We start from the raw sequence: 24,446 nt of genomic DNA, 5'->3' as shown, positions 1-24,446 counted from the left end.
CCCGCTCCGTTGAGGATGACCTCCGCGTCAGCCCGCACGCCGCCGCCGTGCCGGGCGGGGGAGTTGCGGCATGTCCACAGCCGCAGCACCCCGGCGGCAGGCAGGGCGTAGCGGTCCGCGGCCCGGTGGATCAGTGACGAGGTCAGCTCCCCGGCCAGTGGCACGGTCCGTAACGCTCCTGCTCTCACAGCTCTACCCTGACGCCCTTTCTGCTTCCTGCCCCGCGCACCGACCGGCCTACAGCTCGAACTGCAGGTCGACGATGTCCTTGAGTTCTACTTCGAGGCCGTGGGCCCGGCGGCCGCCGTCGCGGAAGTACACCTCACCCAACGCCTCGGCAGCGAGCTCGCGGAGATCGTCCTCGTCGATGCCTGCTTCCTGGGCTTGAAGGAGGCGGGCGGCGTGCCGGGGCGGCAGAGCCAGGGTCAGGTGACGCACGCGGGCCTGGTCGGTGCTGCCGACGGCGGCGGTGTAGCCGAACCTCGCCTGCACATCGATCATGATGCCGCTCGTGGTGGCCGCGGCCTGCTTCGCCTTCGCCCTGATCTGCGGCTGCCAGCGCACGCGGACCTCACGCTCGAGGCGGTCGGCGAGCTCCGGCCGGGGCCTTTTGATCTGGTTGTTCACATACCGCTCCACCGTGCGCTGGCTGATGCCGAGCAGCTCAGCCACGCGCCGGGTGCTGCCTTGGTGCTTCTTGACCAGGTACCGCATCTGCGCCCCGGCGGACTTGGGAACGGGCCGCGTGAACGCGCCCTGCACCGCCCTGTCGAGCTCTTCCCCGACCGTGACCATCGACCCGTGTCCCCTTATTCTCCGGTGTCCTTGGTGGTGACCTCGCCGGTCTTGATGTAGCGGGCGAGGTTGGCGACATGGCCGTCCCCGGCGAGCTGCTCGAGCACCTCGGCCCCCCACAGCACGCTCTGGGTGCCCTCGTGCTTGACCATCCCCGGCGAGACCCCCAGCCGGAAGCTGCCCGGCACGGTCTTGCCGTCGGCGCCGTACGGCAGCACATCCAGCGGGCTGGGCCCGTCGGCCGCGTACACGGCGCAGTCGGAGAGGACCGCGACCGGGTAACGGCCGGTGGCCGCCGCCAGGTGGAGCATCTTGCGGTGCATGTTGACCCGGGCCCGGGAGATGACGGCCGCGCGGATGTCCGGGCGCCAGGTCGGCCGCGCGAGGGCGGGCCAGGCCTGCCCCGGCTTCCAGCCGCCCCCGCGCGCCTTCTCCTGCAGCTTGCCGATACCGCCCTTGACGGTCATCTTGACCGTGTCCACCACGATCCCCAGCTCCGGATCACGGCTCTTGTAGCCGTCCATCGCCTGAAGGAACTGGTGCGGGGACAGCTTCTCCGCGACGCCGAGGTCCGCCATGGTGGCGACGTAGGCATCGCGCAGCCGCTTGTACCAGCCGTCCAGGAACCGGCCGCTCTCGTGGCGCAGCCAGGCCTCCAGCGGGGTGACGTCGTATCCGAGCTCGACGGCGTAGGCCACGGTGGGCGTGGCATACCAGGCCGGACCGGTCGGGCACCGGCCGCTCGGCGTGAACGGGCTGGGCAGCAGGCCACCGTCGAGGTCGCGCCACTGCTTGCCGACCTTCACCCGGGACAGGTCGACGTGGGAGAGGTCGACCAGCCAGGAACCGGGCACCGCCGCATCGAAGACCGGGCGGGTGACATGGACAGGAGGCGTGGCCAGACCGACGACGGCGCCGTTGGCGGCCGCACCGAAGGCGAGGTTCACATCCAGGCCGACCAGGTGCCGCTGCATGCACTCGGCATCGGTGAGATCCCGTGCCCAGTCGTAGGCCTCCTCGAACAGCCGCTCGTCGGGGCCGCGCACGTGGAAGCGGGGCAGGCCAGCCAGGACGGGGTGGCCGTCAGTCGCCTCGCACGGCGCCGGGTCCAGTGGCCCGGTGCCCAGCGATCCGGGCCGGTGCTCGGAATGCCGATGGCCCTCGGTGTCCGGCTCGCTCGCGCGGGTCGGCGGGTTGAGCGCGGTCATCAGCTGCAGCCCCGTCACGGCCGTTGAGCCGACCGGCGTCATCACCCGCTGCGCGTACACGCCCAGCACCCGGGCGAGCTCAGGCGGCGGCAACTGGGCGGCGTGGCCCCAGGAGCGGTCGTCCAGGGCGCGCCAGGAGGGGATGCACAGCTGTACGCACTGGCGGCGGCTGCCGTGGGCGGGGCGGTAGATCCGCGCCCACGGCCCCAGCCCGCGCTTGGTGAGCTGCCAGTCGGCGCGCTCAAGCTGCTTGATGACCTTGTGTCCTTCCGGCAGCCGCCCGGCGAGCCGCTCGGCCTCGGACAAGGCGGCGGGCAGGCCGTAGCGCTCGCACGCCGTCTCGGTGAGCACCAGCAGCGGGTCGCCGTCCTTTCCCGAGCCGTGCAGCTTCTCCGACCCCAGCCGTGCCTCGGTGAGCGTCCACTCCACCAGCGCGGGCAGGGATTTGGCGGACACGTCCAGGATCAGGCCGCCGATGCCGTACCCGGTCACGTTGCGCTCGGTGTCGGCGTCGAGAACGAGCAGCGGACCGTGCGCGTACGCACCGCCGGGCGCGGGTGTGTGGGCCGCAGCGGCCTTCGACGCACCCGGGCCGTGTGGTCCCTGCGGCGGCCGGGCGGCCCGCGCCGGACGCGATGCGGCTCCCGGCGCGTGAGCGGCTGCGGGCGAGACGGACGGAGCGGTGGCGGGTGGGGCCACGGCCGCCGCCTCAACAGCCCTGCCCCCGGGCCCGGTCGTCGCCGTGGGTGCCGGGCCGCTGAACGCCGTCGGTGCCGGGGCGTCCTCCTGCAGGGCGGCGGTGCTCCCGGCGGCAGGGTAGAGCTGTGCGAGCTGCTTGAGCAGGCGCGCGTACGGCTCCCTCTGCGGCGGCCGCGGCTCCGTTTTGCCTGACTCCCAGGCGCTGACAGTTGCCCGCCGCACGTCCAGGGCGGAGGCCACCTCGTCCAGGGTGAGCGCGTGGGCCTGGCGCAGGCGCTTGCGCTCCGCCGGGGGCGGCAGCGGAGACCGGGACGCGACCAGCGCGTCGACCGCATCGAACAACTCGGACATGGAACACCTCCGCTCCCACCCTACCCCATGAAGCGCACTCTTCACGTACGGATGGCGTACATTTCGCGTACGGATGGGGGTCGCGGGTGGTAGGGTCCCGATCGGAGGGCGCCCCCTGCGGTGGTCTCACCGCCTTCCCGGCCCGCCCGCTGCCCGGATGCCGCCTGCTTCGGATCGAGGAAGAGCTGTATGACTGTGGTCGAACTGCCGCGGCCTGGCCGCCCCGACAAGCCGCGGCTCTTCCCCGACCAGGCCGAGGCCGTCAAGCGGCTGGCACGGCATCTGCGGCGCGCCGGGACGCGAGGACTGTTCGTGTCGGCGACGGGGACCGGCAAGACGCTGGTGTCGATCCGGGTGGCGGACGGACTCGGCGCGCGGCTGGTGCTGTTCGTGGTGCCCACCCTGGACCTGGCGGCCCAGACGGCGCTGGCCTGGCGCCGGGACGGGCACCTGGAGCACATGGTGATCGTCTCCTCCCTGGACACCAGCGGCCACGACGACCTCGTCGCCGCCCGCGTCATGTCCACCACCGACCCGCACGCGCTCGGCGGGCTGATGTCGGTAGTGGGGCAGAGAGAGGACCAGATCCCCGCTTTGACGGTGATCTGCACCTACGACTCCCTCAACAAGATCGAGGAAACCCAGAGCACCGGGTACGCGGTGCCGCCGTTCGACCTGGCGGTCATGGACGAAGCGCACCGGATCGCGGGCCGGACCGACAAGAAGTGGGCGATCGTCAACGACGCGAAGCGCATCCACGCGGAGCGCCGCCTCTACATGACCGCCACTCCGAGGATCTTTGCCGCGCCGGAGCTGGCCGAGTCCGCCGACACCACCCGCCCGCGCCGCCGGCACCCCGCCGGGCCGGACGCGGACGCGTTCGCCAACTCCATGGACAACGAGCAGGTCTACGGCAAAAAAGTCTTCGAATACCCGCTCGCCCAGGCAGCCGCCGACGGCCGGGCAGCGGACTACCGCATCGTGGTGCCCACCCTCACCGACGCCGACCTGCGCCGCCGCCTCAACCTGACCGCCCCTGGCAGCACGGTCCCCGACGCCGGCGGCGATGAAGGAGACAGCGCGCTGCGCACCACCGCCCTGCACCTGTCCGTCCTGCGCGCCATGACCGAACACCGGCTGCAGAAAGTCCTGGTCTACTTCAACCTCGTCTCCGACGCCCGCCGCTTCGCCCGCGAACTCCCTCACACCCTGCGCCTCTTGCGACGCACGGACCCCGGCCTCGCCCCGGACATCACCCCCGAGCTGTTCTTTGCCCACGGTGAGCACACCCCCGCCCAGCGCGCCGACATCTTCGCGGCCTTCGCGGCCGCCGACTGCGCGATCCTGGCCAACTCCCGCCTGATCGCCGAGGGCGTCGACATCCCCAGCGTCGACGCCGTCGTCTTCGCCGACCCCACCCGCAGCGTCATCCGTTGCGTCCAGGCTCTTGGCCGCGCCCTGCGCCTGGACACCTCCGGCAAGACCGCCTCACTGATCGTCCCCGTCTACGTCCCGCCCGGCGCCGACGGCGAGAACATCCTCGGCACCGCCTACGAACCCGTCTGGGCGATCGCCTGCGCCCTGGCCAGCCACGACCACCGCATCCTCGAGCGCCTCCCGGACAAGGCCAACCGCCTGCCCAAGGAGACCAGCGATGTCATCGCCCGCCGCTGGCACTTCGACTTCACCGTCCACCCCGAGCGCATCGCCCAGGCGATGGACCTGGCCGCCTTCGACCCCCGCGAGGCGGCCGTCTCCCGCTCCCGCCGCCTGGGGCTTGCCGCCGCCCGCTCCTACCGCGACCAGTACGGCCACCTCGACGTCCCCGCCGACCACACCGACCCCACCGGCTACCGGCTCGGCACCTTCATCACCACCATGCGCGACGCCGCGAAAGCCGGCCGCCTCGAGCCCGACTGGAGAGCCGAACTCGACGCGCTCGGCATGATCTGGGACAAGCACGACGCCGCCTGGCGCTCCCGCCTGACCGCCGCAGCTGACTACCACCGCACCCACGGCCACCTCGCCGCCCCCGCCACCACCCCCGTCGGCGCCTGGCTCGCCGAACAACGCCACCACGCCACCAAGAACACCCTCGACCCCGCCCGCGCCGACGCCCTCACCGCCCTCGCCACCGACTGGCGCCTCCCGCACGGCGCGGACTGGCACCGCAAATACCACCTGCTGCGCACCCACCTCGCCTCCGGCGCAGACCCGGCCGCCCTCACCCGCGACACCCAGCTCGGCGGTGTGAAGATCGGCTCCTGGCTCCACCGCCAACTCACCACCTGGCAGACCCTCCACCCCGGCCAGCACCAGATGATGACCACCCTCGGCCTCACCCCCGACACCAACCCCCTCACCCCCGTCCGCCGTACCCGCCGCACCTTCGAGGAGACCGTCCAGCTCCTGGAACTCTTCCTCCACCGCGAAGGCCGCGCCCCCGCCGCCCGCGAGACCATCCGTGTCGACGGCGAGAGCGTCCGGATCGGAGCCTGGCTCGCCAAGGCCCGCACCAAGCACCGCACCGGCCATCTCCCGGGCGAGCACGTGCGCCTGGTCGCCGCACTGTTCGATGGAGACTGGATCGCCGACGATGCCGCGCCGACCGTCCTCGAGTAGCACCAGCCCATCCACGCCCTGCCAGGGCTTCGGGTGACAGAAAGCCCGGTCAGGCGACAGCTACCGAGCTGCTCTCCGAACTCAGGCCGTGATTTGGAAGGTCGGCGCTCCGCCGGTTCGAATGTGCGGCCTTGCCCGCATCGGGCCCTGCTGACAGGTGCTTCGCGCTCCGGCTGGACGCGGCCGCCTTCACTTCCGCTGTAAGACCTGTCTCGAAATCGCTGTAGCGATTCGTTTTCCCGTCGCGTATCAATGGGCAACAGTACCGTTGTAGCTAGATACAGCACTGGAATTGAAGAGGAGAGCACGTTGGTCTACGACATACGTCCGCTCGCCAACGGGCTGCGGACGGACCACCCGGTGCCCGGTCTGCCGTTCGTCGACGACTCGCACCTGCCACTTGACGACGGCCCCGACGCCATCGAGGCAGTCGGCCGCAACAGGGGCGAAGGCATGTGGGGCCGGTGCGACAGCTCCCGCGAAGGAGGATGGCTGGCCTTCACCACAGACCCGATCGCCCACCACCTGGGCTGGGCCGTCCGCCACCACCCCGAGCACGGCCGCACCGTGCTCCTGCTGCGTGACGAGGACACCGCCAGCCTGCACACCTACTGGACCGGGGCACCGCTGCTGTTCCGGGCTGGCGGCTACTGGTGGGGCGGCGAATCCTGGTACCGGCCCGGACAGATCTGGGACCCGGTCACCGAGGACTACGCACACCACAAAGCACGTGCCACAGCCACCGTCTACGCCAACGACATGCTGGACGGCCGCGCGCACCCTGACCGCGCGCACGTACACAAGGTCGCCACCTTCGACCCGGCCACCGTGGCCCCGACGGAGTGGCTCGACCACCTGACCCTGTGGGCGCAGCACCACCAGAAGCAGGACGATCCCCTCCCGCTGCAGAAGTGCGTCGTCGACCTGGCCAGTCCTGAACTCGCAGGGGACCGCCTGCTCGGCGTGCCGGAGATGGCCGAACTGGGCGGTATCACGGCTTCCACACTGCGGGGCTACATCTCCCGGGGTGAGAACGACGTGCCGCTTCCGCAGGCGAGCGTCGGCGGACGGGCCCAGTGGTCACGCCCGGTCGCCGAGAACTGGGCTGAAGCCCGGCGCCGCTCCTCCGAGGGGCTCAGGGACGCCATGTCGGCCGGCGACCGGCACCGTCTCGCCCCGGGAGCGGCTCGGATCCGCGACCGTTTCAGCGAGTCCTTCTTCGGCTTCCTGTGGAAGCGGCCCGACATCCGAAAGCGGTGGGTCCTGCGTCACCGCAACGAGCCGACCGTGCGGGAGGTGGCCGACCAACTGGCCTTCGAGGTCGCCGACAGCCTCCGGCGGATCATCCCGACCGATGCACTCGGGCCGACCATCCGCCATGCCGTCCTGGAGGACTTCGCCTCATCGCTGCGCGTCAGCGAACGCCGGGGCGGCGAGCTAAAGGACTTCGACCTCATCCTGTCGGTGCCGCTTGCGAAGATGGTCAGCTGGTTCATCCAGCATTTCCCGACCTCGGCCCAGTGGTACCTCGGCGAGATCATGGGCGAGGCAGACAAGCAGCTTGGCATTCCTGCCCAGGTGACGGGCGAAGCGCTGCGGAGGTCCGCGACCACGAACGGGGAACTCAACGGGCAGGCCGCGAAGGAGTTCTTCTCCCGCCTGGTCCAGTGTGAGCCGGAGGACTGAGGGCCTTACGATCGCAAGAGGCGCCAAGCCCATTTCCAGTGGCTTGGCGCCTCTCGTTTACAACTCAACTGCGGACAGGGGAGCCCCACCCGAGAGCGCGGGGCAGCCCATCGCCACGTTGATCGATACGCCCCGGGCTCTACCGCTTCAGCCACCTGTGCCGGTGCGTAGTGCCTGGCGTATGCGGGGGTCGGCGGTGCGGTCGTCGGCTATGTGGCTGAAGTGCTGGGCGGAGTCCGGGTGGTCGCGCAGGACAGCGGCGATGATGGATGCGGCCTCATTAGTCAGAGTTCGCAGCCAGGGGGTGATCTTGCCCTGGGCGTTCCACTGGTTCCAGGCGCCGTCCCAGGTGCACATGGTGTGGGCAGCCTCCTCCAGCAGGTCCCAGTCGGACTGGCTGCCGGTGTAAGCGCAGATGCCCTGCAGCCAGATCACTACCGCTGCGGCGTCGCCGAACTGCACGATGTGCGTGTTGTCTCCGTTGACGTGCTTTGCCAGGGCGCGCAGGAGGCTGTGAGCCTGGGAGGGGTCTCGTGCGAGGGCCGGTCCGGCCTGCTTGGTGTCGAGGCGGGCGAGCACGCCGACGTGGAGTTCGTAGTCCTCCGGGTGGTCGCCGACCAGGGTCAGCAGAGTGTCTGTGGCCGCAGAGTCGCCAGTGCCGGAGGCTTCGAGTAGCGTCTGGGCCCTCTGGAAGGGGTCTTCGGGGATGGCCGCGTGTTCGCGGTCGATCAGGGCGAGCAGATCACCGACGGTCTGGGGGCGGCGTTCCGGATCCTGCTGGGTGGCGGCACGGACGATGGGGCGCCACGGGCCGGGAGGGGCCTGCAGAGGCAGGTTGGTCTCCGGCATCTTGCCGGTAAGGGCCCAGGCGATGACTCTGCCGATGCTGTAGATGTCGCTGGACGCCGTGGCCTCGTGGGGCGCCCTGAACAGTTCCGGGGCTGCGAAGCCCTCCGTGCCGAGGAAGTGACCGGTGCGCCCCACCTTGGTGGTCTGGCCGCGCGGCCGGCGGACGATGCCCCAGTCGGCGAGGGTCCAGCGGCCGTCGAAGTAGAGGATGTTCGACGGTTTGATGTCGCGATGCAGCCAGTCGTGCTCGTGCGCGGTGGCCAGCACTGATGCTAGAGCGTCGACCAGAGCGCGCAGCTCGGCCGGGTCCCGCAGCAGCTCTTGGCGTTGAGCAGCGGTCGCGTCTGCCCAGGGCATCACGAACCACTTGTGGTCGGTGTCGAAGTCAAGAATCGGCATGGCGTGGGGATGACCGTTCAGCAGCTGGCCGATCTCGATCTCCCGCCGCATGCGGGCCACTCGCCGTTCGGCCGGGTACTTGCTGTGCAGCTTCTTCAACGCCACGGTCGTGCCGAGGGTCTTGTGGGTCGCCTCGAATACGTCCGCCTGATTCCCGTCCAGGACCGGTTGGCGCGGGCAGGCATAGTCCTTGCGCTCGCCGCGGGCGGCGCGACGGACCGCGGCGTAGTCGCCTCCGCCGAGCGGTACGGACGGTACGGGCGTGGCGGCGGCCGGGGGAGCGGTGTGGCGGCTGACCGGGATCCGGCGGGCCTCGTAGACCGGGTAGCCGCTGACCGTGCGGGCCTCAGCGAGCTCGTAGCCGTCGGCGGCCAGATGGCCGTTGACCAGTGCCAGCAGCCGCTGGACCTCGCCGGAATCCGTCCGCACGGCGGGGTGGATCATCTCCGCAAGGAAGCGGAGCAGGACCTCGTCGGCGCCGTCGGCGAGCCCGAAACGGTCGTCATCGAAGACCCAGTCGTCTTCCCAGTCCCCGGGGTTGTTGTAGCGGTGCTGAACGATGTCGCCCTCGGCCGTTGCGAACCGAGGGTCATGACTGTTCAGACTGTCCAGGTCGTACAGCCTGCGCAGGAAGGTGACCTCGTCCAGGCTGCCCGTCCAGCTCGCCCCGGTGCTGCGCAGCGCGTCGAACAGACGCCGCCGGGTGACCTCGGTGATGGCCGCTGGTGGTTCCGCGGGTATGCCGTTGCCGCGGAGGCGGCCGAGGACGGTGTCGGCGGAAACGGTGCGGAGCAGGGAAGTCCGCGTCACGCTCTCGGTGCGGGCACGGGAGAAGAGGTCCAGATCGAAAGAGACGTCGTTGAGAGCCCGCAGCACCGCGCGTTCCAGCTCGCCACCCAGCTCGCGCAGCCGTTCGTAGTAGGTGTCCTTCAGCCCGAGCGAGAAGAAGGCGCCGTCCAGGGTTTCGAAGTCGTCCGGCAGCGGCGTCCTGGCTGGCGCGGTCATGCCGAACTGGCCGATCTTGACCGCGCCGATCTCCCTGATCTCGCCACGGGGATCGACACAGAGCAGCTGGAACGTCGTCTTGAAGCTGTAGTCGTCCCAGTTGTCCCGAACCAGAAAGGCCTGCCCCGGCACGGGGGAGACGGGCTGCCCGCGGACTGGCAGGACAGTGAACTGCACGGTTCCTCCGAAAGAGCACCTCGGCCGGCGGCCGGGCACGTCAGAACAGACGACGACTGGGTCTTCGACGACGACCGCTTCGGGCTCGCCGACGGCAACGCAGCCGCTCTGCGCGAACGGCTGTCAGACGGCGGCGGACCAGAGCCGATGACGGCTACTGGCCGGGGTGGACTGCCTGGACGCCGGTGCCCGCGTACGCCTTCGGCGTCAGGGTGAGCAGGAACCGTCCGCTGGGGTGGGCGGCGGACGGACGGGCGGCGTGGATGGCGTGGACGGCGGCCCAGGAGTGCCCGAAGCGCAGCAGTTCGGTGGCGGTGACCGCGGCGTCGGTGTCGAACGCCTCGATCCGGATGAACCGCAGCCCCTTGATGTGGCCGAGCAGCCCGGGGCGTTCGGCGTCGCCTGCCGTCAGGGAGAGCACCGGCGCATACAGGTCCCCGAGTCCGCCGGAGGCCTGGACGTAGAACGCGGCGACCGCCTCGTTGAACGGGTCCTTCGGGTCGTACAGCGCTCCTGCGGTCGTGTGATCCAAGACGACCGCGATCGGCGCCACTACGCGGCTGCCCGCGGACCGTGCGCGGTGCCGCCGAGGCGCTCCAGCAGGGCCCGGGCCTTCGCCTCGGCCTCCGGGCTCGGTGCGCTGCCGAGGGCGGAGACGAGCTCGGAACGGGCCAGCTCGGCCCGCTCCGCGTACTCCGCCTGCGTCGGCGTGCTCAGCGCGAGGTCCTCGACCAGGCTTCGGATGGTGGTGCCGTGCTCGGCGGCCAGCTGGGCGAGCCGGTCCCGCGCGGCCGTGCCCACCTTGATGCTCGTCTCGTCTGCTGCCATACCCCGACTCTACCGCGCTCCTCTACTCAGAGTAGAGGAATCGGGTGCGCGGCAGCATGCTCGGAAGACCGACCTGGCCCAGACGCCCGTGTCCGGGCAGGATGCGAGTGCGCGGTTGGCCCGCGAGATGTACGCCCCCTGAGCGCCTTGCGGCCAGGGTGCGGCGTGGTCCGGAGTCGGGCCCCTGCTCTCGGGCGGCAGTGGCCAGCCCCGGCTGCGCGCCCCTGCGCGGGCCGGATCAGGTGCCGCTCTCGCCGAGCAGGAGGCGTGCATCGTCCTGCGCTTGCTGGCACCACGTCCGCTGACGGTCGAGGACCGCCACGGTGCGCCGTCGGACGGTCAGCAGCGCTTGGTGGGGGTCCTTGCCGTAGTAGTCGCCCAGCGTCTGCACCAAGTCCTCGAACGCTCCCAGAACGGCCAGCACCGCCGCGGTGACGATCTCCGGATCGGCCCGCATGACCGGCTGGTCGTCCACGTCGGAGGCGAAGGCCTGAGCGACCATCCACACGGTGCTGTGGGAGGCCGCGGAGGATATGCGGTACCAGGCAGGAAGATGCGTGGGCCGCTTCGCGGCGATACTGGTGAGGTCCACCTTGAACGGCGCCTGCACCGGCCCCAGCACGGCCGAGCTCGGGCGGCCCCGTCCGTCCAAGCCGATGCTCATTCCGGCGCGATGGACGGTCTGCTCGGCCACCTGCCAGATCTTCTCCGCCTCCGGGACCGCCTGCACGCCGACGTCCTTGGCCGCGACCTGATGCTGCCGTGCCCCGTTGAGCCACGCGGCCGCGATGCGCACCGCACGCTGCTCGGGGCTGAGACCGGGCTCGTAGAGATGGCACACGCGGATGGCGCCCTCTTGCACGACGCGGGAGAGCGAAACGAGCGACCAAATGGCCACGGGCTCGCCCACCAGCGTCCGCTCGATCGCCTGGACGTGATCGAAGATGTTCCCGAGGGTGAGCTGAGTGCTCCAGCCCGCCCACGCCCACAACCGGGAACGTCCCGTGCGGTGCCGGTGATGTGAGGAACTGACCCAGCCTGCATCGGCGGGCGACATCCCCTCGACCGCGGTGCCCTCGGTGAGACTCCTGACGAAGGCGTCGAGGGACTGAGCGGCATGGCGCAGCGTACGCGCGCCCTCGTCCACGACTTCCTTGGGCACGCCGAGCCGACGCGGATCGAAGGCTGCATCTGGATTCACCTTGGCGACCGTACACGCCCCCCTCGGAGGGCAGCTTCGCTGCCTCGTGCCCGCATTACAACGCCGGCTTCTGGTGCCGTGCGAGGAGGCTGGTGAAGAAGGACTCCAAGAGCTGCCTGCCGCCCGGTTCCATCAGTTCCCAGCCGCCGAAGCGGTAGATCTCGTATCCGGCGAGCCGCAGCCGGCGGTCCTCTGCGACCATCTCCGCGTACAGCCGCGGCACCGCGGTATGCGTGATGCGCCCTTGCTCGTCGGGCGGGTTGGGCCGGCCGTAGTGCTGTACTCCGTCGACCTCGATGACGATGCGGGAGCGGTCCGGGGCTAGGAGCAGGAAGTCCATCCGCTGCCGGTACAGTGCGCCGGACTGCTTGCCGCTCCTGCGGGTGTAGGGGTCGTAGTGGAGGTAGACCTGGGGGATCAGCGCGGGCAGGCCGAAGCCGCCTTCCTCGGCGTACCGGGCACAGTAGGCGATCATGAGGAGCTGTTCGGTCTTCGAGTCCAGCGACCGGTACAGACGCCGGTACAGCCCCTCGGCGGCCGTCTTCTCGTCGGCGTCCGGCTGGTGGTTCTTCTGCCACCAGGCGACCATCTGCCGCCAGGTGAGCCCGTGCGGTGGCAGGGGGTCGGTGAACACCAGGCAGGTGTCGGCGTGACGGACGATCTCGACCTCGTTGTTCACCGCGTCCCGCAGCACGATTTCCGGCTTGACCCCGTCGGCGGCGAAGATCAGGTTCTTGAAGCTGCCCGACGGCCCCTTGGTGAAACGCCGTTCGTACTCCAGCTCCTCCAGGTCCTCCAGCGCGTCCCGCGTGGGGCCGAGGAACTGCTCGATGCAGTCCCGCCGCGCCTTCCAGCTGCCGCTCATATCGTTGGCGCGCCAGTAGGTGCCGAACCCGCGCGGTCCGTCGAAGGTACGAAACGGCCAGGCGGGCGGCTTGAGGGCCAGGCGCTCCAGGACGGCGCGGTGCGCCTTGATGACCAGGGGCGCGCTGTCGTCGTCCAGATGCCGGCCCTGGCCGTCGGTGCCGTAGGAGACGAAGTCGTGGTGCAGCAGCCGGGTCAGCGCGATCGCCACCTCCAGGTCGGTGTGCCCGGCCGGCGGACCGAACCGCAAGGATTCGACCAGCTCGATGTCGAGCACCCAGGGCTGCGCCCATCCGTCACCGCTGCTGAAGAACGCCGTCAGCTCCACGCCCACCCCCGTCGTGATCCTGCAGGACATCGTCGGCCGCCAGCAGCACGGCCGCCAGAGTCCGTTTCCCGCGGCTTCTCCTCTGCCTTCCCGTACCACCGTCGTCTGCAGGGACTCGGTGGGAGGGCTTGCCCGCCATGGCCGCGCCCCGCACGACTGCCGAACCGCCGCGCCCCCCGTTCTGATCGTGCCCGTGGGATCCGGCGCGGCGCTCTCGCCTGTCACCCTTCCGTGCCGTTGTCGCGCAGGGGCCCGAGGTAGCGCACGGGCGGGATGCGCTTGGCGACGCGCATCGTCATGGTCGCGTGCCCGTGCGCGGCGAGGTCCCGCCGGGCCTCCTTCATGTTGAGGATCTTGTCCATCGTGTAGATCTCGGTGCAGGGCCCGAGGCCGATCTGCTGCTCGCCGAGGGTGAAGAGCAGGCCCTGGTAGCCGGCGGTGACGCGGAACATCCCGGCGCGGATGTCGCTCAGTTTGTCGAGGGCCTCGGCGCTGTCGACGCCCACCGACACGGTGCTGCCCCGCAGCACGGTCTCCTCCCCGTCGAGAAGGGCGAGCATGTCCTTGACCTCGCGCGCATCGCGTTGGGTGAAGTTGTCGGGGACCGGGAAGAAGCGGCCGGTCCTGCTCTGCAGCCGGCTCAGGTCGTCGAAGGCGTCGGCCCACAGCTGTGCCTCGCCCGACTCCCAGCCCGCAGGCGTCATCCCGGTGCTGACCGGCGCCCGCACCCGGCCGGCCGGCTCGCCGGCGAAGGCCAGCTCCATGACATGGCCGGCCGTGGCCTGGCTGAGCAGTCTGAGCGCGGGCACCAGCGTCTGCGGCATCGCCGCCTCAGGCGGCTGGAAGGTGAACTTCAGCTGGGCGGAGCGGTCGCCATGGCTGTAGCGCAGCCGCACGCGCATCACCCCGGTCATGTCGCTGCCGTACAGGATGCCGCCGTCCGAGCCGCTCACCCGCTGTGTAAAGCGCACGGGCAGGGAAGCGAGCGGAACACCCGAAGACAGCTGGACCGCGACCTGCCCCTGCAGCGGCGGTGTCATCTCCTGCCGGACCGAGGAGATGCGCACACCACCCACCGCGATGCGCTCCAGCCCCAGGCCTGCGGGACCCGACAGCGTGGCCTCGGCGAGATTGTCCGCGCTCAGCTCCACCTCGCCGCCGAAGCGCATGACCTCCTCGAACCGCTGCTTTCGCCGGGCCTCCTGCGGGTCGTCCCCAGCGAAACGGACCGGGCCGGTGAGCCGGATCGCACCCTGCCCGTCCGGGTCGGGCCCGCGGGGCGACAGATGCACGACCGTGCGGCCGTCGGCGTCCAGACGGGTCTGCACCGCATAGTGCGGGGAGATCTCCTGGACCCTCCCGTGCAGCGCGCGGGCCCGCTCGAGGTAGTCGCTGAGCCCGCCGTGCAGCACGTCGCGCTCGGCACGCGCCTGGGCGATCCGCTCCAGGATGTAGTCGGCCGACTCCTGCAACGCGTAGCGCACCAGATCGGGATGAGCCGCGCACTTCTCGTCCAGCCAGCTGCGCCCCCGCCAGTGCCGCACAAACTCGAACTCGCCGCGCAGGCCGTCGAACCAGGCCTGCTCGGCAGGGTTCGGATCGATCGGGACGAGCAGATCCCAGTGATCCGGCTGGTGACGGACCGCAGACACCAGAGACTTCCGTACCTGCCGGCGGCGGCCGGACGTCAGGCGGCCGGTGAACGACTTCGCCTCGTACACGACCAGCTTGTCGTCGTCGGTGTACTCGAACAGATCCCGGCCGCCGTCACCGCCCGTCCCGTCGACCGGCTGCGCCCGCTCCCGAAGCCGCATCACCAGCAAGGTCACCAAGGACTCCGACAGCCTGGGATTCTCGGCCAGCCTCTCCCACGGAACTCTCACCACACGCCCACCCTACGAACCCCCACTGACACCACACCCTGCCCAGCACGTCGAACTCACCATCCAGGCGCCCCTCCTGGCCAAGGACGCCGCAGCGCCGGCAGCCGCCAGGCCGGCTGCCCACCGGGTCGTTGAAGGAACAGCCGCACCTGCCGCCCGCCGACCGGGACGGGCCCGCCACAAGACGAGGCGGGCCCGGGGCTGTGCGCGGCCGGGGGTGTCAGGAGGGGGACACGGGTTCGGCGTAGGCGGTGAGGAACCGGTCGCCGGTGAGCTTGTGGTGCGCGAGTTGCTCACGGACGGCCTGCTCGTTGGCCCACCGGTCCGGACTGGAGGCGAGCGCGGCCGCGTAGGCCGTCACGGCATCCTTCAGCTTCTCGAACAGCTCGGGCGTGATGACACGCATACCCGGCACCGCGGTGGCCTTGGCGTCGGCGGCCCGGCTGGGGTGCAGCATGACCGGCACGGCTTCCACCTCGGGGTTGTGATCGTTGAGCCAGCGGACGCTGCCCCCGAGCTGGTCCATGTCCTTCTTCGCGATCGTGTCGGTGGTGCAGCCCGTCTTCAGCTCGATGACGGCCTGCCGCGTAGCCGTGAGCGCCCACAGGTTGTCCGGGCCCGTGCCGTACAGCTTCTCCGGGCGGCTGCTGGCGAACCCGAGATGCTCGCCCAGGCTCTGCCAGGCGGCCTCGGCGTCGTCGGAGCGTTCGTCATCGCCCCACACCACTTCCTCGAACAGCGCCTGGACACCGAGCCTCAGGCTGACGCCGTCGCGGTAGCGGTCCGCGAGGAACTCGGCGGCGGCGCGGGACTGCACCGAGGCCGCCTTGAGCCGCACGGGGGCGGCGCCGTGTACGGACCGCAGGACGAAGGTGTTGTCGGCGAGTGCGCCGGCCAGGGCCTGCTGGGCGGCCACGGGGTCGGTCAGGTGCAGGTATGCGGCCTTCTGCTCCCGCAGCCAGCCCCGCAGCGCCTTGTCGTTCTCGCCGATGTCGTTGACCGCCTTCTGCACCCGCTCGGCCGCGGCCTGGAGGCGGCCGGTGGCCGCGAAGTCGAACGCCTCCCGCAGAGCGACGGCTTCCGGCCGCACCGTCCCGCGCTCGGCATAGCGCACCTCCGCCAGCGCCCGCCGGCTGCGCTCGCGCCACTGCGGCACCCGCGTCAGACAGGACCGCAGCGCCTGCCTCACCGCGTCCAGCCCTTCGCCCTTGATCTGGCCGGCAATGTCCCGGCTCAGCTTCAGCTGCGCCTGGGTGGCGTGGGAGAACAGCGCCAGGTGGCGGGCGTCGTGGATGGCCGTGGCGAGCTTGGCGCCCAGCAGCAGGACCGCGCAGTAGTCCTCGCCGTCCCGCACGCCGCGCCCCATGCCCTGTTCGATCCGCTGGACCTCGCGGGCCAGGCGGACGGTGCTGTCGGCCAGCGCGACGGCCTCGCGCCGCTCCACCGAGTCCAGGGGCCGGGGGATCTGGTCGAGGACCAGCAGGCGGCAGGCGCCGGCCGGGAGGTTGACGCCGTCGTACTTGTTGACCAGCACCACCAGGCCCACGGGTCCGGACTAGAGCTTCTTCACGCCGGCCTCGAGGTCGTCGACCCGCCAGATGTGGTGGGCGTGGCGGGTCCAGGCGGCGGCGGCCCGTTCGCTGGGGACCAGCACGACGACGTTGACCGGGTCGGTCTCGGCGATGCCGTCGCCGTCCTGGTCCCCGTCGGCGAACTGGCGGGCCAGCACGCGCACGGCCTCGTCGTCCAGGTCCGGGTTGAGGGCCACCGGCGCCAGGATCATCCGCTCCCCGAGGTCGGCGGCGCTGCCCGGCGTGACGGGCTGGGCGACGAGAGCCGGGTCGGCACCGAAGTCGGTGACCAGGGCGCTGTCGTCGGCGAGCGTCGCGGTCAGGTAGACGCGGCGGCGGGCGCGCACGAACGAGGTGATGCGGTCGATCGGCGGGCACGAGGGCCTGACCTCGATCGCTGTCGCTGTCGCCGTCGCGGTGCACAGGTGCAGCACCTCGGCCAGCAGGGGCCACACGAATTCGAAGGCCCGCTCCGTGCGGTGCGGGCGCAGGATCTTCAGCACCTCGTCGTGCTTGTTGGCCCACGCCCAGAACGGGATCGGTGCCAACGCGGTGGGGTCCTTGTCCTCCAGCCCCGCCCAGGCGTTGGCCGACTGGTGCCGCAGGTCGTCCGCGAACAGCTCCAGCAGCTTGCCGTACGCCTTGTGCGAGGCGGGCACCCGCAGCCGGAACTGGTCCTCGGTCCGGGCCAGCGCGGCGTGCGCGTCGTCGACGACGACGATGCCCAGGTCGACCGGCTCCTTGCCGTCTCCGACGACGCCGAATGCCGACCTGCCGTTGAGCAGCTTCTGGTAGTTCGTCACCAGGACCGCCTGCGCGGTGGTGAACGCCGGGTCGTACGGATCGTCCGTGGTGGCGATGCTGAGCCGGGCGGCCTCCTCGCGGACCTGCTTGGCCAGGTAGTTGTCCGGCGTCAGGTAGACGGCCTTGCCCACGTTCTCGTTCAGGGTGCTCTGGGCGATCAGCAGGCCGACGGCCGTCTTGCCCCCGCCGGTGTTCTGCTTGATCACCACATCCCGCTGCTCGCGCCGGTCGAACCACTTGTCCAGCACCTCGCCCTGCTCGTGCCGCAGATACGGCCACGGCCTGCTGGCGAGCCCCGCGTAGATGTCCCTCGGCCGCAGCAGCGCCTCGCTGTCTCCCGTGCCGACCAGATCCCAGTTCAGCGGCATCCCGCTGTCCCCTCTCCCTTGCCCAGGCGGCGCCATGCCGCCCGGGCCCCTTCGTTGTCCATCCCGCCGCACCCAGGGACGACGCCCTGCGGCGTCGTCCCCTGCTCCCGGCCCCCCGGGTGCGGCCCCTGCTGGCCCCTCCACTGCAGGCGCGCCTCCTGGCACCTCGCTGCGGAGGGGAAGTCCCACTCGCGGGGCCTTGCTCGGGCCCGTCAGCCCGATACGCTGCCTCGGCTTTTGCTGTCACCGTCCCGCCGAGGCGGCACAACGCGCCGCCCGGGCCGGGAGGTGACCAGGGCGAGCCACTGCGCGTGGGTGACCGCCGGCCACCGCCGCGTGCCCATGCGGCTGCGCAGCCCGATGGCGTCGGCTGCCCGCCCCTCGGCTGCTTCGATCGCCTGCGGCGGGCTGAACGGGTCGGCCTCCACGACGAACACTCCGGTGAAGACGCGGGCCCGCTCCAGGTGCCGGAGGTGATCCCGCAGCCGAGCGCCGATGCCGCCGTCGCGGTGGGCCTTGCCCAGCCACCGCAGCTGGCTGTCGGCGTCGACCGCCAGATACACCCCGGCCAGCACCTCATCCAGCACCGCGAGCGTCTCCTCCCGGTGCGGGGGCTGCAGGTTGTACGGGGCGGGCCAGTCACCGCACCGCAGCGGGCCCAGCGCCGTCCACGCGTGCCGCAGCACCCGCGCGTCGACCACCGGCCCGGCCACCGGCTCCGCGCAGCAGTCCCCGTTCACAGCGACATCACCGCCAAGGCGGCCTTGTCCAGCAGCGGCCCGATCTTCCCGGCATCCGCCTTGATCCCGGCGAATTCCCGCATGTACAGCTTCTGCACATCGGCGGGCTCCTCCGGAGCGCCGGATGCCTCACGGGCACGCACGGCACCCTCGACCGTCTCCAGGAGCTGGCTGATCTCCTCGGCGACGGCGGCGGCGTTCACCGTGCTGCTGGCCACCAGGGAGGCCAGTTCCGCGCGCAGGCGGGTCATACGGGCGAGCGCGGACTCGGGGACCTCCTCGGCGAGTTCCACGGTGTCCCCGCCGCTGCCGATGGCGGCGGAGCCGGTGCTGTCGGCCGAAGACGGCTGCGGCCGCCTGGTCCTGCGGACCGAGGTCTGGGGGAACAGGGTGTCGAACCACTCCTTGTCGGCGAGGACCCCTTCACGCGGATCGCCGTGGGGGTCGGGCGCCCAGAAGGTACCCGGGGCCAGACCGTCCCGGACAGGGGAGTCCGGGGCGCGCAGCACCGCCACGGCGAACGCGATCAGCAGGTCGCGGGTGACATTCTCCGGCGGGTTGGTCCAGGCGTTCACCAGAGCCTGGACCGAGTTGGCCGGTGCCCGCCGCCCACCCTTGCGGTCCGCGCTCTGGAAGGAACCCTCGTTGGGCGCGACGAACGGCTCAGCCCCGCTGATCAGGCCGGGGAGCAGATGCCGCCGCACCAGGATCTCCCAGGCCGCGTCATCCCCCTGACGGCAGGCGGTCACCAGGGAAACGAGGCTGCGCGCGTCGGGACGCACCCCGAACTGCACCTCGGGCTTGCCGAACAGGCGCTCGGCGGCAGCGAGGGGGCCAGGGCGCAGGAAGTGCTGAGCGGTCACGGCCGCCCAGATCTCCGTCCGCCGCTTGGCGGTGCTCCCGTTCACCTGCCCCCAGGAAGCCTCCTGCAGGGCGGCACGCACCACCGGCCAGTACCGGCCAGTCGGCATCGCAGCTCGCGGCGCCAAGTTCTCGGGGCGCGGCGGGACCGGCGGGAACAGCATCACGGTGGCGCAGCGGACCGCCACATCCCGCAGCGTCATAGCGCTCACCTCGTCGCCCGGCGTGAGCAGAACAGCGAGTTCGTCCAGCGCGCGGGCCCCGACCAGGGCATCGGCGACGGCGTCTTCGTCTAGCTCACCGGCCGGCATGCGGCCCTGGCCGACTTCCTGGGCGAGTAGGTCACCCAGCAGCCCGGCGGCCTGGTAGGCCTTGACGAGAGTCGACCACAGCCCCAGGGAGCGGTCCATGTCCTCGTAGTCCAGCTGGCCGCGCAGATGCTCGTTCACGTTCAGCTGCCGCAGCGACTCCTCCAGCCGTTCCGGCCGCTTCGCGCCAATGACAACGCGGGAAGACACCTGGGCGATCCGCACCGCCCGCTGAGCACGTCCGTCCTCATCCCGCTCGGGGTCGGCGTACTCGGCGTTGAGCAGGGCGCTGATCCGCCGCAGGATCTCACCCAGCCCCCGCACCACCAGCCGCCGGTTCTCCTCCTCTCCGGGCAGCCGCAGTACGGACTGCGGCACCCCGGTCAGCGACTGCTGCGCCGAGAGCCCGAAGATCTCCAGCCGGGCATCGGACCGGTTGGCGCCCGTGGCGTGCTGCCCCCGCCAGACGTACCGCACGTCCCCGTCCCCGTCGACCACCGGCGTGCGCTGCAGCACCACCACGGTGGACTCCCGCTGGCCCTCCTGCACCAAGGACTCCGCCAGGTCGTAGGAACGCTGCCGGGCCCGCCGCCGCAGCACGTCCACGGCGTAACGCTGAACCTCGGCGGCCATCGCCGCGCTGACCGGCTCCGTCGTGAGCGCCGCCATCGGCACCCCGTCCTGCGTGACGGCCCGCACCACGGGCAGCGGCCGCCGGCCGCCCAGCGCCCGCTCACAGGCCTTCAACTCCTCCTGCGCACGGGCCAGCTCCTTCTCCGCGACCGCGACCGCGGCGAGCGCCGCGTCCTTCTCCTCCGGCGCCGCGGTCGAAGCCAGAGCCCGCCGCGCCGTCTTCGCCCGCTCCACACCGACCGTCCACGCGGCCACCAACTGCTGCTGCTCGACCAGGTCCTCCAAGCGCTCCTGATTCTCGCCGGAGGGATGCAGCCACGCGCTGCGCGTACGGTCGTTGATGACCCACGGCAGCGTCGCCGCCCCGTGCAGGTCCACCTTCAGCACGAGCAACGCCCCGTCCGTGCCGCGCTGCTCGACGTGGTAAGCGGTAGGAAGCAGAAAACGGCTGTCACGCCGGCGCTCGGTGACGCGCTTGGCCTCGCCCTGGCCGAGCGCCGGAGCCAGCGCCTCCAGCACGGCCTGCCGGGGAACGGGCGCGAAACCTTCTGCCGCACAGGTGTTGGCGATGGCCTCGACGAGATTCTCCGCCCACTCAGGCGTGGTCGGATAGGGGAAAGGCCCCGAAGGGAACTTACGGGTAGACATGGGAAGACGGTCCTTCTCCCGGAAGCCCTCATGACCCCGGGTGCGAACGAACGCATCCGACGCTCTGCCGGGTGCGACACGCACCCGAGATGCAAGCACTCCTTTCCGAGGAGCACCCGCACGGGCCGCCGTCACCGCCACGCACTGAGCGCGCGCACCGGCGAAGACCGTCTGCCCCTTTGAGTCCACCACCGGAGACTGGGCGCGCTGCCGAAACCCCCGCACAAACGACGGAACTTCACAGCGCACGGCTCACGCCCTCTCCGCCGACGGCGGCACGGGGCTGGCAGGTCGTCGAGACCACTGACGTGCCCCGAAAGACTGACATATAACAGTCTGTACATACAACCTGACTTTAAGTTGGCTGATGGACGCGCATAGACCGCCAAGACCACATACCGGCGACCCGCCCGAACCGCCCCACCCGCCCGAACCCCCGCCCTCCACCTGCGCCCCGGCCCGGCTCAACTCGGTGTCTGACTGGGCGGTCAGGTTGTTGTGGCGCAGAACTGCTGGGCGCCGCGCAGTGTGGTGCGGAGTTTCCGCTGAGCGGCTCGGCTGTCGAGGCGTACGTCGAGGGCGCCGGGAAGGGCGCTGTGGGCCCGCAAGCCCGCGGGCAGCCGGGAGGCGTCCAGGCCGTCACGCCCGGCGATGAGGACGCCGAGTTCATGACGGCTCACGGGGTCGGGACCAGTGAGATGGTGGACGCCAGCCGCGTCGCCGCACGCCAGTTCCAGAAGGGCGGCGGCCAGGTCGGCAACGTGGACGGGGCAGCGGATGTCGTCGGTGAACAGGACGTCCTCGCGGGTGCCGGCAGCCAGTTCGTGCACGAGGCGCTCATGCACGGAACCGCCGTCGCCGATGATCAGCGACGTGCGGGCCACGGCGGCCCGCGGATGCACGAGGAGGATCCCGGTCTCCGCTGCCGCCTTCGCCGCTCCGTACGGGGTGACGGGGTCGGGCAGGCACGACTCGTCGTAGTGGACGCGGGCGCCGGAGAACACGGCGTCGCTGGACACGTGGACCAGGCGGCTTCCGTACTTCGCCGCCACCATCGCCAGCCGGACGGGCCCCTGCGCGGTCACCGCCCAGTCGGCGTTCCCGCTCGATGCGTTGATGACGAGACCCGCGCCGACTTCGGCCATGACGGCGTCCACGCGTCCGGGATCCCGCAGGTCGAGTGGGTACCAGGCGGCGCGGGGATCGGTGCCGGGCCTGGTCGCGTAGGTTGCGGCCGTTGCGTGCCCGGCCATGGCGGCCTGCCGGATCAACTCGGTGCCCAGGAAGCCGCTTCCGCCGATCACCAAAACCGTCATGGCACGACACGGTAGACCGCCCCGGCCGGTGTCGGACACGGCACCACACAGGGGCGAGCGAGAGACGAGACGCGAGAATGCCGACTGTGGGCCTGCGATCAGGAGCAACCCGCGTCGGAGCGCTAACGCCCTTCGGAGCACCGCGTCCGCGCTGACCCGGACCCGGTCCGGCGCCCTGCACCCGAAGCCGGCCGCCGCGCTGCGGACCGTCCCAAGCAGGAGGGACCACCCGCCCGCATCACCAGTCTTGCTGCACCCATCCACGAAAAGGCACGCAGCCGCCATCACCGAGGCTGCAGCAAGGTCAGGTCATCCGGCCTGCACCCACGCCCCTTCACCAGGGTCGTGGTCTGCGCCGCCGTTCGCCGCCTGCCGGCGACCGTTGGGCAGCTCCTCCATGGAGCGCATCCACCTCTCCCCGAAGCCGACGGCTCCCCTCTCGTCGCTGAAGATGTCCGGGTTCTCGGCGAACTGATCCATGAGGATCTGGTACAGCCCGTCGAAGAACGGCTCGAGGAAGACCGCCAGGGACTCGGCGAACCGCATGGGGGAGGGGTCGATGGCAACGACGTGGTCCAGGAACGGGAACCTGCTCCACTCGTCAATCCGCTCCCGCAGCGCGGCGCGGCCTGCGCGGGATTGTCCGGCAGGAGCAGCCCGTGCAGCACGTACAGCGCGTAGAACATACGCATACCGACCAGCACCTCTCGTGCGCGCAGCAGCTCCTCGTCACTAGCCCGCTGCACCTGGGCCACGATGTCCGCGTTCTGCTGGAGCACTCCCCAGTCCACCTCGGGCCCCTCGCCGCGCTCCGCGGCACCCAGCATCTGCCCCCAGTCCTCGGCCGTCAGCCCGAACATGCCGAAGGCGGCGAATGCCTCGGCCAGCGCGTCCGCCCCGACCTCCTGCGCGCCCAGGCCGATCGCGGCGGCCACGTGCACCATGCTCCTGCCATCCGGCCCCCCGGCCTCGACCGGCACGTCCCCACCGGCTTCGAGCGCCGCACGCACCAGCGCTGGGTTAGCCCGCCCGCGGTCCGGCCCCATGAGCCGCCCGGCCGCCGCGTACAGCGCGTCCTGCCCTTCCTCACCGGCCCCGGCCGCGCTACGCGCGAACTCCACCAACCGCTGCGACGCCGAACGTTGCAGGGCCCACACCAGGGCCTCGCGCACGGCGACCACCGGCGGTTCTGGCACCCGGGCCGTCCCCGGCGTCCCGGCCTCGGCGAACCACGCCAGCACAGCCAGCCGCCGGTCCCGCCCCTGCCGAAAATGCCGGGCCAGCGCCGCCGCACTCTCCACCACCAGCGGATCGACCGCGTCCACCACCGACCCCCGGCCACGCCCCAGCCCCCGCCGTCGATGACGCGGCAACAAGCCCACCCGCCGCCAGCTCTCCAGCTGGCTTGGCGTCACCACCACCTCCCGCGCGGCAAGTTCACGCACCACCTGCAGATCAGTCGGACTCGGCGCCCCTCGTGCCATGCCCACCATTACAACCCCGAGAAGCGTAATTTTCTGCCCTCTCGCGACTCTGGCTCACTGGTCCCAGCACCACAGCCCACGCCGCTGAAGCCGGCTCAAACGAAGGACACCCCGCGATGCGGAAGAAGAACCGCAGGCCCTCCACCACCCCGCCCCACGTCCACGGTGCGCCCGCCCCCGCCTCGTGGCGGCGACTCGTCTCCGCAGCGCTCCTCGCCGGAGCCGTCCGTCATCTCGGGGCCCTTCTGGCCGGCCTCGCAGTGACCTGGTGGCAGCACGACTGACAATCCCCCAACCCGCCTGGCACCTCCTGAGATAATGTCAGGCGGGTCCGGCCGCACAGAGGTTGAGTTACTCACCGTGCTCGCACTCCGACACACCACAGACCAGGCCGCCCCAGGTGCCCCTTGAGGGGGCACACACCCAAACCACGGATTCACCCAAAGTTCTGAGGCGAAGGAAACAATCAGCCGACCACCCCAGGCCCACACTTGTAGCCAGCCGCCCGCGCTGCGGGCCAGGTCCGGGAGCGCAGCGGACGGACCCTCAAGGCTCCTTCTAGGAGCGCAGCGACGAAGGAGTCGCTGGCTCGAAGCGTAAGCGGAGAGCCGGAAGGACCATCACCCTAACCTGCGGATCCAACGAAAATTCTCGGGGAAGGAAACATGGCTCAGAGCGCAGCGTAAGCCAACTCCGCGCAACGCGCGGAGTCCCACTCCATCACCCCGTGCGCAGCGCGGGGCACCACTCCGAACTCCCAAGCGCAGCGCGGGAGTTCCCTCGGAGCCTGCGCAGCAGGCTCTTACCCGCTCCGCGGG

Annotated in this window: 17 protein-coding genes; 3 read left to right on the top strand and 14 right to left on the bottom strand. The window is 70.9% G+C overall.

What is annotated here, in order from left to right; translation table 11 throughout:
* Nucleotides 1-237 precede the first annotated feature (237 nt).
* Nucleotides 238-795 (bottom strand): telomere-protecting terminal protein Tpg, encoded by a 558-nt coding sequence (tpg, locus tag A949_RS0103970; RefSeq protein ID WP_019354712.1) that lies wholly within the window; start codon nucleotides 793-795, stop codon nucleotides 238-240.
* 14 nt (nucleotides 796-809) lie between these two features.
* A complete protein-coding gene (tap, locus tag A949_RS0103965; protein ID WP_019354711.1) occupies nucleotides 810-3,053 on the bottom strand; it encodes a telomere-associated protein Tap in 2,244 nt (747 codons plus the stop codon).
* Between the two features lie 189 nt (nucleotides 3,054-3,242).
* Between tap and A949_RS0103960 the strand changes: the two genes are divergently transcribed.
* Both A949_RS0103960 and A949_RS0103955 read left to right on the top strand, forming a co-directional pair.
* The gene (locus A949_RS0103960) at nucleotides 3,243-5,675 is read left to right on the top strand and encodes a DEAD/DEAH box helicase (protein WP_019354710.1); all 2,433 of its coding nucleotides are present in this window, start codon (nucleotides 3,243-3,245) and stop codon (nucleotides 5,673-5,675) included.
* A 309-nt stretch (nucleotides 5,676-5,984) separates the two neighbouring features.
* Nucleotides 5,985-7,361, top strand: a complete 1,377-nt coding sequence (locus A949_RS0103955) for a helix-turn-helix transcriptional regulator (RefSeq protein WP_019354709.1) — start codon at nucleotides 5,985-5,987, stop codon at nucleotides 7,359-7,361.
* A gap of 147 nt (nucleotides 7,362-7,508) precedes the next feature.
* Here A949_RS0103955 and A949_RS0103950 read toward each other — a convergent pair whose 3' ends face one another.
* The 12 genes from A949_RS0103950 to A949_RS37930 form a co-directional block, all read right to left on the bottom strand.
* Nucleotides 7,509-9,791, bottom strand: a complete 2,283-nt coding sequence (locus tag A949_RS0103950; RefSeq protein WP_019354708.1) for a protein kinase domain-containing protein — start codon at nucleotides 9,789-9,791, stop codon at nucleotides 7,509-7,511.
* A gap of 154 nt (nucleotides 9,792-9,945) precedes the next feature.
* Nucleotides 9,946-10,344, bottom strand: a complete 399-nt coding sequence (locus tag A949_RS0103945; protein ID WP_019354707.1) for a hypothetical protein — start codon at nucleotides 10,342-10,344, stop codon at nucleotides 9,946-9,948.
* Complete coding sequence (locus tag A949_RS0103940; protein ID WP_019354706.1) at nucleotides 10,344-10,619, bottom strand: hypothetical protein; 276 nt, start codon at nucleotides 10,617-10,619, stop codon at nucleotides 10,344-10,346. The genes A949_RS0103945 and A949_RS0103940 overlap by 1 nt, the downstream gene beginning before the upstream one ends.
* Before the next feature lie 238 nt (nucleotides 10,620-10,857).
* Complete coding sequence (locus A949_RS0103935; protein WP_158687533.1) at nucleotides 10,858-11,820, bottom strand: hypothetical protein; 963 nt, start codon at nucleotides 11,818-11,820, stop codon at nucleotides 10,858-10,860.
* Nucleotides 11,821-11,875: 55 nt separating this feature from the next.
* Entirely contained in the window at nucleotides 11,876-13,042 is a 1,167-nt protein-coding gene (locus A949_RS0103930) for a hypothetical protein (protein WP_237735733.1), read from the bottom strand.
* Nucleotides 13,043-13,233: 191 nt separating this feature from the next.
* On the bottom strand, nucleotides 13,234-14,898 hold the full coding sequence (locus A949_RS0103925) for a hypothetical protein (protein WP_037705853.1): 1,665 nt from the start codon (nucleotides 14,896-14,898) through the stop codon (nucleotides 13,234-13,236).
* Nucleotides 14,899-15,115: 217 nt separating this feature from the next.
* On the bottom strand, nucleotides 15,116-16,441 hold the full coding sequence (locus A949_RS38830) for a hypothetical protein (RefSeq protein ID WP_019354702.1): 1,326 nt from the start codon (nucleotides 16,439-16,441) through the stop codon (nucleotides 15,116-15,118).
* 9 nt (nucleotides 16,442-16,450) lie between these two features.
* Nucleotides 16,451-17,638 carry a DEAD/DEAH box helicase gene (locus A949_RS38825; protein WP_019354701.1) on the bottom strand — a complete coding sequence of 396 codons (1,188 nt, stop codon included), beginning with the start codon at nucleotides 17,636-17,638 and terminating at the stop codon, nucleotides 16,451-16,453.
* Nucleotides 17,639-17,850: 212 nt separating this feature from the next.
* On the bottom strand, nucleotides 17,851-18,378 hold the full coding sequence (locus A949_RS0103915; protein ID WP_019354700.1) for a hypothetical protein: 528 nt from the start codon (nucleotides 18,376-18,378) through the stop codon (nucleotides 17,851-17,853).
* Nucleotides 18,375-20,828, bottom strand: a complete 2,454-nt coding sequence (locus A949_RS0103910; protein ID WP_237735732.1) for a hypothetical protein — start codon at nucleotides 20,826-20,828, stop codon at nucleotides 18,375-18,377. The genes A949_RS0103915 and A949_RS0103910 overlap by 4 nt, the downstream gene beginning before the upstream one ends.
* A gap of 488 nt (nucleotides 20,829-21,316) precedes the next feature.
* Nucleotides 21,317-22,144, bottom strand: coding sequence for an SDR family oxidoreductase (locus A949_RS0103905; protein WP_026004321.1), 828 nt, complete (start codon nucleotides 22,142-22,144; stop codon nucleotides 21,317-21,319).
* 309 nt (nucleotides 22,145-22,453) lie between these two features.
* Nucleotides 22,454-22,690, bottom strand: a complete 237-nt coding sequence (locus A949_RS37930; RefSeq protein WP_019354697.1) for a hypothetical protein — start codon at nucleotides 22,688-22,690, stop codon at nucleotides 22,454-22,456.
* Between the two features lie 1,054 nt (nucleotides 22,691-23,744).
* Between A949_RS37930 and A949_RS37925 the strand changes: the two genes are divergently transcribed.
* Nucleotides 23,745-23,912 carry a hypothetical protein gene (locus A949_RS37925; RefSeq protein ID WP_019354696.1) on the top strand — a complete coding sequence of 56 codons (168 nt, stop codon included), beginning with the start codon at nucleotides 23,745-23,747 and terminating at the stop codon, nucleotides 23,910-23,912.
* The last annotated feature ends 534 nt before the right edge of the window (nucleotides 23,913-24,446 follow it).

The sequence above is a fragment of the Streptomyces sp. AA1529 genome (genome assembly GCF_000280905.1).
In the GTDB taxonomy this organism is placed as follows: domain Bacteria; phylum Actinomycetota; class Actinomycetes; order Streptomycetales; family Streptomycetaceae; genus Streptomyces.
This window is presented reverse-complemented; position numbering and strand designations above follow the sequence as displayed.

Bases quoted from the DNA above. Each gene is read 5' to 3' on its own strand.
- tpg (WP_019354712.1), bottom strand. From the start codon at position 795: ATGGTCACGGTCGGGGAAGAGCTCGACAGGGCGGTGCAGGGCGCGTTC.
- tap (WP_019354711.1), bottom strand. From the start codon at position 3,053: ATGTCCGAGTTGTTCGATGCGGTCGACGCGCTGGTCGCGTCCCGGTCT.
- A949_RS0103960 (WP_019354710.1), top strand. From the start codon at position 3,243: ATGACTGTGGTCGAACTGCCGCGGCCTGGCCGCCCCGACAAGCCGCGG.
- A949_RS0103940 (WP_019354706.1), bottom strand. From the start codon at position 10,619: ATGGCAGCAGACGAGACGAGCATCAAGGTGGGCACGGCCGCGCGGGAC.
- A949_RS0103930 (WP_237735733.1), bottom strand. From the start codon at position 13,042: ATGTCCTGCAGGATCACGACGGGGGTGGGCGTGGAGCTGACGGCGTTC.
- A949_RS38825 (WP_019354701.1), bottom strand. From the start codon at position 17,638: ATGCCGCTGAACTGGGATCTGGTCGGCACGGGAGACAGCGAGGCGCTG.
- A949_RS0103910 (WP_237735732.1), bottom strand. From the start codon at position 20,828: ATGTCTACCCGTAAGTTCCCTTCGGGGCCTTTCCCCTATCCGACCACG.
- A949_RS0103905 (WP_026004321.1), bottom strand. From the start codon at position 22,144: ATGACGGTTTTGGTGATCGGCGGAAGCGGCTTCCTGGGCACCGAGTTG.
- A949_RS37930 (WP_019354697.1), bottom strand. From the start codon at position 22,690: ATGCGGTTCGCCGAGTCCCTGGCGGTCTTCCTCGAGCCGTTCTTCGAC.
- A949_RS37925 (WP_019354696.1), top strand. From the start codon at position 23,745: ATGCGGAAGAAGAACCGCAGGCCCTCCACCACCCCGCCCCACGTCCAC.